The sequence below is a fragment of the uncultured Dysosmobacter sp. genome (assembly GCF_947631165.1).
Taxonomy (GTDB): Bacteria; Bacillota; Clostridia; order Oscillospirales; family Oscillospiraceae; genus Oscillibacter.
Genome location: NZ_CANRKH010000005.1, coordinates 48,527 through 65,106, shown reverse-complemented (window position 1 = coordinate 65,106; position 16,580 = coordinate 48,527). Strand labels below are relative to the sequence as shown.

Below are 16,580 nucleotides of genomic sequence, written 5' to 3'. Positions count from 1 at the left end.
ATAAGGCGCAAGACGCCAAATATGGAGGTAAAGTATTATGTCTAAAGAGTATCCCTTGAACGTACCCGCTCCCCATCACTTCACCTTTGCTGTGCGTGACATTCCCGAGGTCACTGTTGAGCAGCGCGAGCGCGCCCTGAAGGCGACCCACTACAACGAGTTCGCTTTCCCCTCCGGCATGCTGACCGTCGACATGCTGTCCGACTCCGGCACCACCGCCATGACCAACCACCAGTGGGCGTCCCTGTTCCTGGGCGACGAGGCCTATGGCCGCAACACCGGCTACTATGTGCTGCTGGACACCTTCCGCGACATTTTCGAGCGCGGCGGCGAGAAGAACTGGAAGAAGATCATCGATCTGGTCCGCACCGACTGCCGCGATGTGGAAAAGATGATGGACGAGGTGTACCTCTGCGAGTATGAGGGCGGCCTGTTCAACGGCGGCGCCGCGCAGATGGAGCGCCCCAACAGCTTCATCATCCAGCAGGGCCGTGCCGCTGAGTCCGTGCTGATGGAGATCGTGAAGAAGATCCTGGCCGCCCGTCATCCCGGCAAGGTGTTCACCATCCCCTCCAACGGCCACTTCGACACCACCGAGGGCAACATCAAGCAGATGGGCTCCGTTCCCCGCAACCTGTATCACAAGGAGCTGCTGTATGAGGTACCCGAGGGCGGCAAGTATGAGAAGAACCCGTTCAAGGGCAACATGGACATCGACAAGCTGGAACAGCTGATTCAGGCCTGCGGTCCTGAGAACGTGCCTCTGATCTTCACCTGCATCACCAACAACCCCATCTGCGGCCAGGCCGTCTCCATGGCCAACATCCGCGAGATCAACCGCGTCGCCCACAAGTATGACATCCCCCTGATCTTTGACGTGGCCCGCTGGGCTGAGAACTGCTACTTCATCAAGATGAATGAAGAGGGCTATGCCGACAAGTCCATCGCCGAGATCGCCACCGAGATGTTCTCCTACTGCGACGGCTTCACCATGTCCGCCAAGAAGGACGGCCACGCCAACATGGGCGGCATGCTGGCTTTCCGCGACAAGGGCCTGTTCTGGCAGAAGTTCTCCGACTTCAACGAGGACGGCAGCGTCAAGACCGACGTGGGCGTTCTGCTGAAGGTGAAGCAGATCTCCTGCTATGGCAACGACTCCTACGGCGGAATGAGCGGCCGCGACATCATGGCTCTGGCCGTGGGCCTGTATGAGTCCTGCAACTTCAACTACATGCACGAGCGCGTGCAGCAGTGCGAGTACCTGGCTCAGGGCTTCTACAAGGCCGGCGTCAAGGGCGTCGTGCTGCCCGCCGGCGGCCATGCCGTGTACATCAACATGGACGAGTTCTTCGACGGCAAGCGGGATCACACCACCTTCGCGGGCGAGGGCTTCTCTCTGGAGCTGATCCGCCGCTACGGCATCCGTGTGTCCGAGCTGGGCGACTACTCCATGGAGTATGACCTGAAGACTCCCGAGCAGCAGGCGGAGCTTGCCAACGTGGTCCGCTTCGCCATCGACCGCAGCCGCCTGACCCAGGAGCACCTGGACTATGTCATCGCCGCTGTGAAGGCCCTGTATGAGGACCGCGCCACCATCCCCAACATGCGCATCGTCTGGGGCCACAACCTGCCCATGCGTCACTTCCATGCCTTCCTGGAGCCCTATGCTCCTTCCGCCGATCAGATCTGATCTGCACTGACGGCTGACGCCGCCGACAATATTGCGTAACCCGCACCGCGTGGAAAGAGTGCGGAGAAAGGACCGTCCGCGGAAAATGAATAGAACTCCGCGGGCGGTCTCATTTTTTCAGAATCCGTACCGATAAGCGAGGGACGCCGGATGGGCGAGGATTTTTCCCGTCGGTCAATGCGTTTCGACGCAGGAATACTTGTTGTATTTCAAGGAAAAACAATGCGGAGCGGCGGGAAAAGGCCCGCCCAAACGGTGTGCAGCGCCTGTTGGTACGAGTTCTCATCCCTGTGAGCGGCGGAGGCGGACGCCTCCGCGAAATAGAGATTGAAAACGGAGGGAAAATTATGGCAGACACTACCTTGCAGAACCGCGACGGTTTTAAGAGCAAATGGGGCTTTATCCTGGCCTGCATCGGCTCTGCTGTCGGCATGGGCAACATCTGGCGCTTCCCCATCATGGTACAAAAGTTCGGCGGTTTGACTTTCCTGCTCCCCTACTTCATTTTCGTGGTCCTCATCGGCTCCACCGGCGTGATCGAAGAATTCGCTCTGGGCCGCCGCGCAGCCGCCGGCCCCGTGGGCGCCTTCGGCATGTGCACGGAGGAGCGCACCGGTAAGAAGACCATCGGCGAGGCTATCGGCGCTATCCCCATCATCGGCTCCATGATGCTGGCCATCGGCTACACCGTGGTCATGAGCTGGATCTTCAAGTACTGCTGGATGGGCATTTCCGGCAGCCTGTATGCCCTCGGCACCGATATGGGCGCCATCGGCGGCACCTTCGGCGCCGCGGCTCCCGAGGCCGGGACCCTGGGCGAAGCCATCGGCATGATGGTCTCCGGCGGCATCTTCGGCGTGGGCAACAGCGTGTGGCTGATCGTGGGCCTGGTAGTCTCCCTGGCCATCATGGCCATGGGCGTAGCCAGCGGCATCGAGAAGGCCAACAAGATCATGATGCCCCTGCTGTTCGGCCTGTTCGTGTGCCTGGGCGTTTACATCTTCACCCTGCCCGGCTCCAGCGAGGGCTACAAGTACATCTTCACCCTGGACCCCAAGGGTCTGCTGAATCCCCAGGTGTGGGTCTTTGCTTTCGGCCAGGCGTTCTTCTCCCTGTCTGTGGCGGGCAACGGCTCCGTGATCTACGGTTCCTACCTGCCCAAGGATGAGGACATCCCCGGCTCCGCCCGCAACGTGGCCCTGTTCGACACCATGGCTGCCCTGCTGGCCGCTTTCGTCATCATCCCCGCCATGGCGGTGGTGCTGGGCGAGGGCATCAAGGACGTCTCCGGCGGCCCCGGCCTGATGTTCGTGTATCTGGTCAACGTGTTCAACGCCATGCCCGGCGGCCGGATCGTGGGAATGGTCTTCTACATCTGCGTGCTGTTCGCGGGCGTTTCCTCCATCGTGAACCTGTATGAGGCTCCTGTGGCCTTCCTGCAGGAGAAGCTGAAGATGAAGCGCCTGCCCGCCGTGGCCACTATCGGCGTGATCGGCTGCATCGTGGCCCTGCTGATCCAGCCCTGGACCTCTCAGTGGATGGACGTGGTCTCCATTTACATCTGCCCGCTGGGCGCTATGATCGCCGGCATCATGTTCTTCTGGGTCCTGAAGAAGGAGACCGCGCTGGACGAGGTCAACCACGGCGCCAAGAAGCCCATCTTCTCCATCTTCTATCCTCTGGGCAAGTATGTCTACTGCATCGCCGCCCTGCTGGCCCTGATCCTGGGCGCTTTCTACGGCGGCATCGGCTGATACCACCGGCTCCCACGCAAAAAGCGCAGACAGACAGCGAAAAAGGCCCGCCGTCCGCAAGGATGGCGGGCTTTTTTTTCGCGTGTTGCACGAAAAGGGGCAAGAGGGGGGAGAGGGGAGAGGCTATATGGGGGCTGGTCAACTCCGAATCTGAATTTGGAGGAGACAACATGAAAGAAACAGAAAATTTTCAACTGAATCAATGGGAGAGGAACGACCGGATACAGATGGAGGATTTCAACCGGGACAACGCGGCGCTGGACGCGGCCCTGGCGGCCCAGCGGGAGGCCCACGAGGCCCTGACGCAGACCGTGGCGGACCAGGGCGCGGCCATTGCCCTGCTGGGCAACTGCCAATTCGTCACCGGGAGCTATGTGGGGACCGGAACTTCCGGCAAAGACAATCCCAACTCACTGACTTTTCCCCATAAGCCAATGCTGGTTTTTATCCAGCCACAAGAACGCAACGGTTATAACTGCGACCGCATGATTTTGATGCGGGACACAAATTGGGGCTACGGCCTCTTGAAGAATGACGGCGGATGCGATTTGACCTGGGGCGAACGGTCTGTAAGCTGGTGGTCCACCAGTTCCAGTTCATACCATGCGCCCGAACAGTTGAATATCAAAGAGCTTACCTACTGTTATATTGCTCTGGTCGTCAAGGAGTAAAAGAGCAAAACGAATCCCCGGGCCAAAGCCCGGGGATTCGTTTTGCCATGGGAAACGCGTTTGTCTAATTACTTGATCTCGCGAACCACGGTGTAGGTCTCAGTGACCGTCTTTTCGCCGACAGTCCAGGTCAACTCAATCTCCCACTCAGCGTCGGTGGTGGAAACCAGCCAGCTCTCGCCGCTCTTGGAAGCCACGTTGAACCACTCATACACAACGCCGTCATGGAAATCAGGATCCTCAGACTCAGCGCCGTCAACCTTCACCGCAACCTCGGTAGCGCCCTTGGGAGCCTCGAAGTTCACGCCGACCCACAGATAGCCAGGCTGCGTAGTGCCTTCCATGAAGGCCACATCGCCCGCATTGGCTTCATTGTTGGCGAACTCCTTCAGAGCGGCGCGGTCCACCAGGATGGTGGTGGTGTCGCCGGAGGTCGTCACTTTGATACCAGCCTCGGTGTAGACAGGAGCATAGCGGTCATCCACGTGCATATCGCCGCTGCCGGTAACAGTGCCGCTGGGCTGCTTATCGTTCTCCTCATAAGTGTCGTTCAGAATCAGGACGGTGGCAATACCAACGTCGTCAACGATGGCGGCGATGGCGCCGGTAAAGAAGCTGTCCTCACCAATGGCGCTCAGCGCGGACTTGATGTTGCCGTACTCCTCGTACTCGTCCTCATCGTCGTCGCTGGCCCGGACGAAGAACTTGCAGTCCTCATCCAGCAGGATGTACTGCTTATTATCGGTGCGGTTATAATACAGGGTGTCGCCCTTGGCGTACAGCTCCTGCGCATCCGCAATGCGGGTCAGGGCATAGCCGTCATCCTTGTAAGTCTTGGTCTGCAGAATCTCGGAATCCTCCAGGAACTCCATCTCGGTGATAACGCCGTCCTTGTCGAAGGAAGCCATATACAGGTTGCCCAGTTCCAGGTTTGTCTTCTTCTTAGGATCGTGGTTCTCACCATTGTCCTTGGCCTCGAAGGACTGGACTTCAACAGCGCCGTCCTTGGTGATGGCCTCGTAGGTGTAGATGTAGTCGCCGTCCACCAGGGACTTGGCCTTGATGTTAGAGGTCAGATACACCAGCTTCTCGGAAGCACCGGCGCTCTTGCCAACGACCACGGCGTAAGTGATGTAGCCGTTCTTGTTGTAGATGGCGAAGATCATTTCGTCGTCATCCTCGCCGTCAAAGTTGCCCAGATCAGCACTGTACTTGACTTCCAGAGAAGAGTGCTTGATGCCGGTGGAAACGTCCTCGACCTTGACGATAGAGCCGTCCTCATCCACATCATCATCGACCTTAACGGCGATGAACACGGAGTCGTTGTTGCCGTGGGCAACATCATCATCGTTATGGACAGAGATGTTCTCCTTGTCCAGCTTGGTGGTCTCCGTGTCGGCGATCTGACGCTCGACCAGCTCTTCCAGGTTGTACACATCGTTCTTCACGGTGTAGGTGAACCAGCGGTTGACGTTGGCGTTGCCGCCGGGAGTACCGCTCAGGTCCAGAGCGTCAGCGTCGGTCTCATCCAAATCCTTGCTCTTGATGTCGACGGTCTTCATGGTGCCGTCGGTGAAGATCACCAGGGCCTCGTCAATGGAGGAAGCCAGGTAAGAGCTGCTCTTCTCATAGCCGACCACGAACATGTAGTTATCGTCGGCATCGACCTGACGGGCACCAATGACATAGCCATAGGGATCCAGATACAGGTCGAAGGTCGCGTCATCCAGCTGCTCAACAGCATAGTCATACAGGACCTCAGCGTCCTCATAAGCCTTTGCGGCGGTCTCATACTTGGTGCCGTCAGCGGTCAGCTTGGTCAGCTTGTAATCGTCCTTGGAATCCGCATCAGCATAACCAGTGGAGTAAGAAGTAATCTCAACTTCCTCAACCACCTCAACATCCTTGACGATGACGACCTCGTCGTCAGCGATGTTGACCAGGACCATGTCGTCTTCCTTCAGGTCCTCCAGCCCGTCCACATCATCGCTGCTGACGGTGTAAGTCGTGGAGAGAGTGGTAGGAGCGGTGCCCTTCTTGACGCTGGTATAAACATCCAGACGGACATTTTCGTTCTTCTCGCTGTAATCGGCGGCAACCTCGGCCAGATAAGTGTTGATGACAACGATGGTGGTCTCTTCCTTGTCGGCATCCACAAAGACCTCGGTCAGGACGCCCTTGCCGGTGGAGGACATCTTCTCGTCATTCTTCTTTTCCAGCTTCGCAGCCTCAGTCTCGGTATCGGCCTTGTTCAGCTGTACGCCGTCGACCCAGTACTCCAGATCGAACTCGCAGGCATTGGATCCAATGTCGCTGTAAACGTCGCCGCCCTCGACCTTCTTGGTGTAGGTAGCGGTCAGCAGATCGGTGTTGACATAGGTGCCAATGTCCTTCTTATTGTAGCTCCACTCGCTGGAGGGACGGCCGAAATCATCGGTATCATCGTCGCGAACCAGCTTGGGGAAATACTGCTCGGCGAACTGGATGTACTCGTCATCCTTGATGTTGGTCTTGCGGGTAGCGGAGTTGTTCCACTGCTGGGCCTTGGCCTGAGCCAGGCTGGTCAGATTGCCAGCGGCGGTGACGCCCAGGCTGGTCTCATACTCCACCAGGTCGGCCTTCAGGGTATTGAACGCAAACAGGCAGGCCTCTTCACGGGTCACGGCCTTGATGCCGTTGAACTCGCCCTGCAGGCCCTTGGTCAGGCCGGCGTTGATGGCGCGCTTGGCCACGTTGATGGACCAGTTGGCGCCGGTGTACTGCTCGACGGTGGCGTCATAGCCCAGGGCGCCCAGCAGCATCTTCATGAAAGCATAGCTGGTCAGGGTGTTGCCGGGACGGAAGGAACCGTCGGCATAGCCGCTGATGATGCCTTCCTTCTGGCAGTAAGCGATGTAGCCAGCGAAATCGCTGGTGACGGGCACGTCCTTATAAGGAGCGGTGTCCGCGTGCAGCTCGGCTGCGGTGGTGGGGCCAAGGATCATGTTGCAGATGATCTTGGCGGCGGCCTGACGGGTCAGGACGTTGGTGGGATTGAACTTGCCGTCGGTATAACCGTCGACAACTCCAATCTCGGAGATCACGTTGACGGCTTCTTCATAGGTGATCTTGTCGTCGTCCGTGAAGTCCTTGGCGCCGGCGCTGACAGTGACCAGGGACATGGTCATCACCAGAGCCAGAACCAGAGAAAGGAACTTCTTCATGGGGTGTTTTCCTCCTTTAAAATTTTTGCGAAGCACGCCGGGAGCCTCCGCCGTTCGGGCAACGGCATCGGGGGCTAGCCAACCCCGTAGTTTTCGGCAGGCAGAATGCCTCCGGCGCTCTCCGCAAGGCTACGTTACGATAAAATTCCTTGGGGCGCAAGGGTTTGGCGGGTCTTTTAACGGAAGTGAAAAGGGGGGATGAAAGGGTCGCGGCAAGTTGTCTGGAAGAGGTAACATGCCTTCAAAAAAGCGGCACAGCCACTTTTTTGAGAAAGCTACGGCCCGCTGCGCGCACTCGTTGGCGGCCGCCAACTCGTACACTTGCGGGCCGAGAAGTGTTTTTCCCGACGTACACGCCGCCGGAAAAAACAGATTTCATTTTTTCGCGCCCGCGGGCGCGAATCCGCTTTTCCATCACTTCGCCGTGAGGGCGGGGGGCGTCTCCTGGGACGGGGCGGGGAGGTAGTAACGCTGGCCGGACTGGACCAGCTCTCCGGCGGCCACCAGGCGGCGGAGCACCAGGGTGCACTGCTTGCGCTGGATGTGGAGCAGGGCGGCGATGTCCTGGCGGTAGGCGAAGCCCTCCCGCTCCAGGTAGGCGCGGATGACGGACAGGTGGCGCTCCGGCGGGACCACCGAGCCGGGGGGGTAGTATTTGCCGCCGACGCGGACCAGCTTCCGCTGCTCCGTCAGGCGGCGGAGGCGGGCGTGGGCGGCGGTCTTGGACAGGCCCAGCAGGGCCATCACGTCCCCCCGGGACAGCGCTCCGGCGGAAAGGGCCGCGTCCAGGATGCGGGCGTCCTCGCTCTGGCGGCTCTCGTCCCGGCGGAGATCCCGGAGCTGCACCTGCTCCATGCCGCCCCGGATCAGGGCCGCCCGGGCCAGACGGGACAGGCGGGGCAGGTCCAGGGGCTTGCGGGAGCGCTCCGTCAAAAGAACGTGGGGTTCGCCGGCAGGGGCGCGGCGGCGGGCGTCCTCCAGCATCCGGCGGACGGCGTTGGTCAGGGGGACCTGCCGGTCCGGCAGGCGGAGCAGGTCGGCGTCAAAGTCCACCTGGTCCCAGGTGAGGGCCGCGATCTCCCGGGCCTGCAGGCCCAGCTGCCACGCCAGCCACAGGGCAAGGCCCGCCGGTGTGTTCCGCTCTGATTGCAGGAGCTTCCACAGCTTGAATTCGTCGACGCGGGGGGCGGCGCGGCGGGAGGCGGGGCGTTTTTCCACGTAGGGGGCGAAGCGGGCCTGGAGGGCGGGGACCTCCACGCCGCTGATCCGGGCCACGGCGGGCCAGTCCTGCTCCGCCAGCTGGCGGATGATCCAGTCGTGGCGGAGGTCCATCAATCGCACGGCGGTCTGGCCCTCCCGGTCCAGGGCAAGGCGGGCAAGACGGGAGATGGACTCCGGCTGCAGGGGCGTTTTCGCCCGGGAGGACAGGACTACATAGGGGGAGATCGCGCCGCTGGCCTCCCGGAGACGCAGGAGGTGGGCCTGCAGCTCCGGCTCCAGGGGGACTACGCGGTCCGGCAGGCGGAGCAGGGCGCTGTCGAAGTCGACCCGGTCCCAGGTCAGGGCCGCGATCTCCTCCCGGGCCAGCCCCGCCAGCCAGGCGAGGCGCAGGACGGTCCCCTCCGGACCGACCCGCTCCCGGGCCAGGATGCGCGCCATGGCCTCGCTGTCAGGCCGGTTGACTTTGTATTCCCGCATAGCCGTCTCCTTCGTTATCTTTGCATGACAAATCAGGCGGATTTTTGGAAAAATCCGCCTGTCCGCCCTAGGGCAGTCTCAGCACTCCGTGTCCGGCTCCAGGCGCGCCGCCGCGGGGGCCGCCTGGACGCCGGTGAGATCCCAGCAGCCGTGGCGGGTTATCAGGCCGCCGGAGAGGCGTCCGCCCTCCACGGTGAAAATAGCGTCGTATGGCTCCTTATCCACCGGAGAGCGCAGCGCTCCTGAAATGAGGTACTTTCCGCTTTGCAGCACACTTCCGGAAAAGCGGTTGTGGTGGCCCAGCAGACTGAGGGTCCCCGTGACCACCGGAGCGTCCTCCCGCAGGACCAGTTCGCCGCTGCGCGGCCCCAACTGGCTTTGCAGCATTACCGCATAGCAAACTTTTTTCACATCATCACTCCTGTATGGCGCATTATAGGATAGGGAGATTCTGACAAAAACGGTCACTTTTTGTCAAAACGTCGGTTTTTTGACAGTTTGGCTAAAATTGTCAAAATCCCGTCCCCGCCCAACAGGAAAAAAGAAGGACAGGGGGGATCCCCCTGTCCTTCTTTTTATAATCAAAAAACGCCGGATACCGTGAAAATGGTACAGATGTGCGGCAGGGCCACAGCAGGCAAAATCCGGACAGGGGACCCCCCTGTCCGGATTTTGCCGCTATGCCCAGCGAGCCATGTTCTGCCATGCCGCTCCCAGGGTCTCCCGCTGGACGGAGACCTCCAGCCGGCGGATCAGCTCCTCCGGCGGCTGGGCCAGTCCGCCCCGAAGCCAGCCCTCCAGCAGGGCCAGCAATACGGTTTTCCAGTATACCGGGCCTGCCGGGTCCTCTTCCGCCGGAACGCCGCAGCGGCGGCGGTAATAGTCCACCGTCTCCGCCAACAGCCGGTCCAGGGCTGGGTCCAGGACCCGCGCCAGGCCCTCCTGGCCCCGCAGCTCCAGCAGCGCCAGATAGTAGGGCTGCTGCTCTGTCATATGGCCCAGCAGCGTGCCCAACGCCTGCTGCCAGGTGAGGCAGTCCTCCTGCAGCCGGCAGAGTGCGGCACTCTCCCGCTCCAGGGACCAGTCGTAAAGCGCGTAAACGTCGGGAAAGTGGTAATAAAAGGACTGCCGCCGGATGGCGCACAGGTCCGTCACCTCCCGGACCCGGATCTGGTCCAGCGGCTTTTTGGCCAACAGCGTCCGCAGGGCGCTGTCCAGGCTGCATTTCGTCCGGTTCTCATTGGTCATCGGCATCCTCCTGTTTCGCGGCGGCGGGGCCGCCAGGCACTCGTCACGGGCGTCGGCACGCTTGAAGGGGATCAAAGAGGCCCTCTTCAAAGCAGCGGTATCATTTGCCGCCGCAAACCGCACGAGCAGCCCGCGTATCTGATTTCATCGTGGACCCCCACGGGCAACATCGTCCGGCAGCCCAAAGGCCTGCCGGCGGAAGATTGCAAAGATCTTCCAGTTTGTAATCCAATATAAGCATACCTCGCCGGTTTCCCTTCCGTCAAGCCGCTCCGCTCCAAGGCGCAAAAAAACGGCCCTTGGGGCCGTTTTGCGTTTGACGCCGGAGGGCTTTACTTTTCCAGCAGTCCGGCCCGCTCCAGGGCCAGCACGATCACCGGGATCAGCAGGATGTGGAGGATGATGCCGGGAATGGCCTTGGTGAAGGCGCCCGCCAGAAAAGCCGCCCAGGTGAAAGCGCTGCCGGTGGCACCGGAAATGACCACCATCACCACGCCCCAGACCAGCCGCCCCAGGATCATGGCAGCGATGAGGGCGATGTAAACGCTGGAGGTCTTTTTGGGCAGCTTTCGATAGAGCAGTCCGGCAAAGCAGCCGTAGGCCGCCAGCTCGAAGCTCATAGCCACGGCGGTGATCAGCGGCGGCATGTGGAGCGTGAAGTGCCGCAGCAGCGGTGCGATAGCCCCCACCGCCAGCGCCCACCAGGGGCCGCAGAGAAAGCCCGCCAGCAGGGCGGGGATGTGCATGGGGGACAGCATCCCGCCGATCTGAGGGATCTGTCCCGTCAGGAAGGGCAGGACCATGCACAGGGCAAGGCATGCCGCCGCAAGGGTCATGTGTTTGATAGATCGATTGTTCATACTGGATCTTCTCCCTTTCAAATGGTTTGCCGTCTTGAACGGGAGCCGCGTCTTGGGGCGCGATTATGCGGGGATGACGCGCAGGGGTATCCGGCTTGGCCGGATCTTCAGCAACACATGGACCGAAGCAGCTCCACCGCCTCGTCCATGAGCTTTGACAGGGTCAGGGCCTGGGTCCCCACCACGATGTTGCCGCACTGGTTCACTGGCAGCAGCAGCTTTTTGGCGGCGCTCCGGCCCACGGCCGCCGCCATGGCGGGAGTGATCTCCCCCAGCAGGGCGTCCGCCGCCAGAATGCCGATGGGACCAACGATGATATCCGCCGTCCGGCAGGCCACCAGCACCGGGTTCTCCCCGGTGGCACCGGCGGAGGCCCCCGCCTTCAGCATGGCCGCAGTGGCGATGGCATTGGCGCCGACGGCAGTAATGGCGCAGGGCAGCTCCGCCGCTCTGGCCCGCTCGATAAACAGCTGGCCCATGCGGCCGCTCTGCCCGTCGATCACGACGACGTTCTTCATTCTTCCACCTCCAGGATCACATCACAGCGGCCCGCCGGGTCCAGGGCGGCAAAGTACCGCTCCTCCAGCGGGATCCACTGCGTAAAAAACCGCTCTCCAACCCCCGTCCCGTTCCGGGCCAGGATACGGACCCGCTGAACTGCCGGTGGGATCCGCAGAAAGGCCGTCAGGCCGTAATAGCCCGCCAGGGCAGGGTGCAGGCTGTACGCCCCCTCCACCACGTTCAGCTTTCTGGGCAGGACCTCTACCGCCGCCTCCAGCGTCTGGGTATGGCAGTCATACCGCCGGTATCGGACCATTTCGCCCCGGGACAGGGGCAGCAGCACCTCGTCCAGGAACCGCTCCCGGTCCACATTGCCGCCCGGCTCCGCCAGCCGCTCCGCCGTCCGCTGGCAGGGCCGCAGAAAAAAGTCGTCCATGTGGAACACATGGCAGTCATAGACCCGGGCCAGCAGCGTCCCCAGAGTCGTCTTGCCGCTGGCACTGCCGCCGTCGATAGCCAGCAGCAGCCGTCCTCCCTCTGCCAGCCGCCGGTCGATGGCCGCCAGCAGGGGCAGCGCCCAGGCCAGATCCTTTCGGACGACCCGGTAGGCCGGGGCGTAAGCGGCCCGGAAAGCGTTGGAGTGATGGCAGGCGGGAAAACCGGCCCGCCGCCACGCGGCAACGGCTTCAGCGGTCTCGCCGGGAGGGAAGGGGAGCCGCCCCGCCTCCGCCAGGGAGCACAGTACCGCCAGCTTTTCCTCCAGCTCCCCCGGCCCGCCCCCGGGCGTCTCCGCCGACAGGGCAAACAGCCGGAACAGCGTCTTCTCCGACAGGCCGCTCTCTTTCAGATAGCCCAGATGGACCCGGCGGAAGGGACCGTCCAGCGGCTCCACCTCCCCGGAGGCCTGCCGCGGCAGAGCCGCCAGCTCCGCCCTGAGCCGCTCCGCCGCCTTCTCCGTCAACAGGTGGCCGCAGCCAAACACGCTCTGGTACAGGGCTTTCAGCAGATCCTGAAGCTCCAGGGCCGGATACCGGGCACACTGGTCCAGCAGATACGCGGCTGTGGTCTGTTCCCTGTCCATGGCTGTTCTCCTTTTGCCTGTTCCGGCGGGCAAAGTCCCGCTTTGAAAAATCATTTGCGATTTTTCAAGTTGATCGGCTATATCATACCATGGGCGGACCGCCGCGGCAAGCCCAAAAACGGCAAAAATCCCGAAACTCCCGCCCCATTCGCCTCCCATCCTCCGTTTTTTTCAAATCTTTTCAAATTTCAGGAGCTATCGACAAATTCAGACAGAATCTCCCCCAAGTTTTGTGTATGATAAGGATGCTCCTTCCCATATTTTGTGGCCATTCAGAAAGGATGATGCCAAATGAAGCCCCTTCCCAAGGAATATCTCGTACTGTTCAATGCTATCACCGACGCGGAGGAAACGCTGAGCCAGCTGCGGACCAGACTGATCGAGGTCCAGCAGCAGGCTGAGGAACTGTTTTTGGAGGAAACGGATCGCGGCTGAGCGAAAGCGGCCCCATGAAAAGTGGGGCCGCTTTTTGTTGCATTTCCACCGGACAGGAGGCGGCGGCCCTGTTATAATAGATATATTCTACTCATGGAGGTCTCCGCTATGCTGCACATCGGCTGTCACCTGTCCTCCTCCAAGGGCTTTCTGGCCATGGGCCGTCAGGCCCTGGAACTGGGGGCAGACACCTTTCAATTCTTTACCCGCAATCCCCGGGGGAGTCGGGCCAAGGAGCTGGATCCCGCCGACGCGGCGGCTCTGGCGGCGCTGCTGCGGGAGCGGCGGTTCGCCCCCATCATCGCTCACGCGCCCTATACCCTGAACCTCTGCGGAGCCGAGGAGGCCAACCGCCTCTTCGCCCGGGAGACCATGGCCGACGATCTGCGCCGTCTGGAGCACATCCCGGGGCAGTACTACAACTTCCACCCCGGCAGCCACGTGGGGCAGGGGACTGAGGCGGGTGTGGCCTATATCGCCCAGGGCCTGAACACCATCCTGCGCCCGGACCAATCCACCACGGTGCTGCTGGAAACCATGGCGGGCAAGGGCAGCGAGGTGGGCGGCCGGTTCGAGGAGCTGCGGGAGATCATCGACCGGGTCGCGCTGGACCAGAAGGTAGGGGTCTGCCTGGACACCTGCCATGTCTCTGACGGCGGATATGACATCATCCACGACCTGGACGGCGTTTTGACTGAATTTGACCGGGTCATCGGCCTGGACCGGCTGAAGGCCGTCCACCTCAACGACAGCAAGAATCCCCCGGGCAGCCGCAAGGACCGCCACGCGTGCATCGGCGAGGGCTGCATCGGTCTGGAGGCCCTGACCCGCATCGTGCGGCATCCCGTTCTGCGGAAGCTGCCCTTCTGCCTGGAAACGCCCAACGAGCTGCCGGGCTACCGGCGGGAGATCGAGCTGATGCGGCAGGCGGCGAAGTGACCGGCCTGTTGGGGCATCAGCGCCGTTGGGTCCTGCAAAAATTTGAGCAATTTGAAACAGTTCAGCAGCCGGGCGCAAGCCCCGGCTGCTGAACTGTCTCAGAATCCGTCTGATCCTGTTTTCCCCCTCAGCACCTCCGCCAGCCGTTCCGCGAACAGGCGGCCTGCCAGCGCCGCCTCCTCCGGCGCATTCCCGGCGGCTCCCACCTCCACCAGCAGCGCCCCGGCGGCGGTGTGCTGATTGTAGCGGGAGTTCCGCAGCAGCACAGGCCGCATCAAAGTCGGATAGCGCTCCAGGGCGTTTTCCTGGACGGCCACCGCCAGCCGCAGGTTTTCCATCCAGTCCGGATGGGGCAGACCGCTGCCGTCGCTGCCCACCACGATGGACATCTGGGCGGCGGTCCCCACACCGTCCACCTGGGAGACCACCTTATACTGGTTCCCCTGGCCGTCCTCGATGGCGTCCCGGTGAACGTCCAGGATAAAGCGGATGGAGGGGTACTGGGCCAGGTAGCGCTGGATGGCCTCCAGCGCCCGGTCATAGGCTCCGGCGTAGGAGGGATAGTCATACAGCGTCCGGTCGTGGAGCACGGAAATGCCGGCCTTGCCCAGCGTCTCCGCGATCACGTCTCCTACCTGCACCACATTATAGCGGGAATCGGTGGTGCGGTGGTCTCCAGACCAGACCACCTCCGGCTCTCCGGCGGGAGTATATGCCTCACTGCCGTGGGTATGGAGGATCAGGAGCTGAGGCACGTCCGCCGCCAGCTCCGCCGCAAAGGGGGCCTCCAGGTCGGAGACGGAGAGGGCGTGGTCCGTGGAATTGCTGATGTAGGTCCGGCCCACCACCGTGTAGCCGCTGGGGTCTGTGGGGATCAGGGTCTTGGCGGTCACGCCGTTGTCCGCGGCGGCTGGGGCCTCCAGCGGCGTCTCTTCCACCGGCACGGTGACAGTCTCCTCCGGCTCCTGGGCCGGCGCCTCCTCCCGGGCGGACCACAGCTCCGCCACGGCGGGCCGTGCCGCCAACAGCAGCGGGGCCTCCCCCAGGGTCAGAGCGGCGGCTGGGGACAGACCGTCCCGGGTCCACAGGTCCCCCAGCTCCCACCGCAGGACACGGAGGGGCAGCGCCTCCCATAGGGCGGCGGCTGCGGCGGACGCGGTGTCGCTGCCGGCGGTGACCGACACGGCCCACAGGGTCCCGGCGGCCAGCAGGGCGGCTTCCGCCCGCCGGATCAGGCCGGCGGGCATGTGTCTTTTGGGCATCGTTCTCACCTCTGGGACAAACCTATGCGGCGGGGGCGGGGAATATGACCGGGTCGATTTTTCTGTTGACATGGGGGACCTGCGGGTTTATAGTAAAGAAAAACAGGGGAGCTCGTAAAGCGGGCTGAGAGGAAGTTATCAACTTCGACCCTTTAACCTGATGCGGGTAATGCCGCCGTAGGAAGTCATTGTATGATTTTTTCGGAGGCGCCTGGATCAGGCGCCTCTGTTTTTTTATGTAATGACAGAAAGGGGAGTGAGCGCCGTTCCGCGCAGACGCGCGGCGGGCCGAGGGGGAGCGCCCTGGGCCTGAGGATGGGCGATGGGAAGCCGTGTTCCGGCGTGAGAGGAGGCCAGCAAGCCTCGACCGAGCCTGCCGAAAGGCAGGAACAACACACGGCCCCCGCAGAGCGGCGGGCCGGCAGGGAGGAATTTTTTATGAACGCAAGTGTTGCCATCCAGGTGCTGCCCAAGGCAGCGGCGAACCAGGAGACCATCCGCGCGGTGGACGCGGTCATCGCCTATATCAAGTCTTTCGGCCTGCACACGGAGGTAGGCCCCTTCGAGACCACCGTGGAGGGGGACTACGAAGCCCTGATGGAGATCGTCAAGGGCTGCCCCAGGGTCTGTGTGGAGGCCGGAGTCCCCGGCGTGATGACCTATGTGAAGATCAACTACGCCCCCGCCGGAGTACTGACCATGGAGGAAAAGACCGCCAAGCACCGGGAGGGGGAAGCGGTATGAAGCGCTCGACCCGCAAGCTGGTGCTGACGGCCATGCTGGCCTGTCTCTCCTTCGTGCTGTGCACCTTTGTCTACTTTCCCTCCATGGCCCCCTTCCAGCATTTTGTGGACGTGATCGCCGCCGTGCTGCTGGGACCGTGGTACGCCTGCGCCGCCGCCTTTTTGTGCGGTGTGCTGCGGATGCTCAGCGGCCGGACCATCCAGGCGGTAGTAGGCGCTATCTTCGGCCCCATCGTGGGGGGGCTGCTGTATGAAAAGACCCACAGCGTCTGGATGGCGGCGGCAGGAGAGGTCTTTGGCACCGGCATTCTAGGGGCGCTGACCGCCTACCCGCTGATGAAGGCCTTTTACGGCCTGGACGCTCAGGAGTGGTATTACTACATCCCCTTTTACACACCCTCCGCCGTCATGGGCGCGCTGATGGGCGTGGCCGTAGTGCTGGCGCTGAAGCGCGGCGGCGTTCTGAACCGGATGCAGGAAACGCTGGCGAGGTGA

General features: G+C 62.0%; 15 protein-coding genes and 1 riboswitch. Of the genes, 7 read left to right on the top strand and 8 right to left on the bottom strand.

Features of this window, described 5'->3' with window-relative positions; all coding sequences use genetic code 11:
- Positions 1-37 precede the first annotated feature (37 nt).
- The 3 genes from Q0Z69_RS04150 to Q0Z69_RS04140 all read left to right on the top strand — a co-directional run bounded on the left by Q0Z69_RS04150 (position 38) and on the right by Q0Z69_RS04140 (position 4,115).
- Positions 38-1,690 (top strand): tryptophanase, encoded by a 1,653-nt coding sequence (locus Q0Z69_RS04150; protein WP_298029976.1) that lies wholly within the window; start codon positions 38-40, stop codon positions 1,688-1,690.
- 347 nt (positions 1,691-2,037) lie between these two features.
- Positions 2,038-3,444, top strand: coding sequence for a sodium-dependent transporter (locus tag Q0Z69_RS04145; protein ID WP_298029974.1), 1,407 nt, complete (start codon positions 2,038-2,040; stop codon positions 3,442-3,444).
- Positions 3,445-3,614: 170 nt separating this feature from the next.
- Positions 3,615-4,115 (top strand): hypothetical protein, encoded by a 501-nt coding sequence (locus tag Q0Z69_RS04140; protein ID WP_298029973.1) that lies wholly within the window; start codon positions 3,615-3,617, stop codon positions 4,113-4,115.
- 68 nt (positions 4,116-4,183) lie between these two features.
- On the opposite strand, the gene Q0Z69_RS04135 is transcribed toward Q0Z69_RS04140, so the two are convergent.
- The 7 genes from Q0Z69_RS04135 to Q0Z69_RS04105 form a co-directional block, all read right to left on the bottom strand.
- Complete coding sequence (locus Q0Z69_RS04135) at positions 4,184-7,318, bottom strand: S-layer homology domain-containing protein (protein WP_298029971.1); 3,135 nt, start codon at positions 7,316-7,318, stop codon at positions 4,184-4,186.
- Between the two features lie 414 nt (positions 7,319-7,732).
- Complete coding sequence (locus Q0Z69_RS04130; protein WP_298029969.1) at positions 7,733-9,016, bottom strand: DNA glycosylase AlkZ-like family protein; 1,284 nt, start codon at positions 9,014-9,016, stop codon at positions 7,733-7,735.
- 78 nt (positions 9,017-9,094) lie between these two features.
- Positions 9,095-9,427 (bottom strand): hypothetical protein, encoded by a 333-nt coding sequence (locus tag Q0Z69_RS04125; protein WP_298029967.1) that lies wholly within the window; start codon positions 9,425-9,427, stop codon positions 9,095-9,097.
- Between the two features lie 267 nt (positions 9,428-9,694).
- On the bottom strand, positions 9,695-10,264 hold the full coding sequence (locus Q0Z69_RS04120) for a TetR/AcrR family transcriptional regulator C-terminal domain-containing protein (RefSeq protein WP_298029965.1): 570 nt from the start codon (positions 10,262-10,264) through the stop codon (positions 9,695-9,697).
- A 332-nt stretch (positions 10,265-10,596) separates the two neighbouring features.
- Positions 10,597-11,124, bottom strand: coding sequence for an ECF transporter S component (locus Q0Z69_RS04115; RefSeq protein ID WP_298029963.1), 528 nt, complete (start codon positions 11,122-11,124; stop codon positions 10,597-10,599).
- 107 nt (positions 11,125-11,231) lie between these two features.
- Complete coding sequence (locus tag Q0Z69_RS04110; protein WP_298029961.1) at positions 11,232-11,642, bottom strand: DUF3842 family protein; 411 nt, start codon at positions 11,640-11,642, stop codon at positions 11,232-11,234.
- Positions 11,639-12,706: a uridine kinase gene (locus Q0Z69_RS04105; protein ID WP_298029960.1), complete on the bottom strand. Its 1,068-nt coding sequence runs from the start codon at positions 12,704-12,706 to the stop codon at positions 11,639-11,641. Before Q0Z69_RS04105 ends, Q0Z69_RS04110 begins: the two co-directional genes overlap by 4 nt.
- Before the next feature lie 291 nt (positions 12,707-12,997).
- Here Q0Z69_RS04105 and Q0Z69_RS04100 point away from each other — a divergent pair, with 291 nt between their 5' ends.
- Both Q0Z69_RS04100 and Q0Z69_RS04095 read left to right on the top strand, forming a co-directional pair.
- Positions 12,998-13,141: a hypothetical protein gene (locus Q0Z69_RS04100; protein ID WP_298029959.1), complete on the top strand. Its 144-nt coding sequence runs from the start codon at positions 12,998-13,000 to the stop codon at positions 13,139-13,141.
- 108 nt (positions 13,142-13,249) lie between these two features.
- A complete protein-coding gene (locus tag Q0Z69_RS04095) occupies positions 13,250-14,080 on the top strand; it encodes a deoxyribonuclease IV (RefSeq protein WP_298029958.1) in 831 nt (276 codons plus the stop codon).
- Positions 14,081-14,178: 98 nt separating this feature from the next.
- Here Q0Z69_RS04095 and spoIIP read toward each other — a convergent pair whose 3' ends face one another.
- Positions 14,179-15,342, bottom strand: a complete 1,164-nt coding sequence (gene spoIIP / locus Q0Z69_RS04090) for a stage II sporulation protein P (protein ID WP_298029957.1) — start codon at positions 15,340-15,342, stop codon at positions 14,179-14,181.
- Between the two features lie 94 nt (positions 15,343-15,436).
- Positions 15,437-15,543, top strand: a riboswitch (TPP riboswitch).
- Between the two features lie 237 nt (positions 15,544-15,780).
- Between spoIIP and Q0Z69_RS04085 the strand changes: the two genes are divergently transcribed.
- Both Q0Z69_RS04085 and thiW read left to right on the top strand, forming a co-directional pair.
- Positions 15,781-16,086 carry a thiamine-binding protein gene (locus Q0Z69_RS04085; RefSeq protein WP_298029956.1) on the top strand — a complete coding sequence of 102 codons (306 nt, stop codon included), beginning with the start codon at positions 15,781-15,783 and terminating at the stop codon, positions 16,084-16,086.
- A complete protein-coding gene (gene thiW / locus Q0Z69_RS04080) occupies positions 16,083-16,580 on the top strand; it encodes an energy coupling factor transporter S component ThiW (protein WP_298029954.1) in 498 nt (165 codons plus the stop codon). Before Q0Z69_RS04085 ends, thiW begins: the two co-directional genes overlap by 4 nt.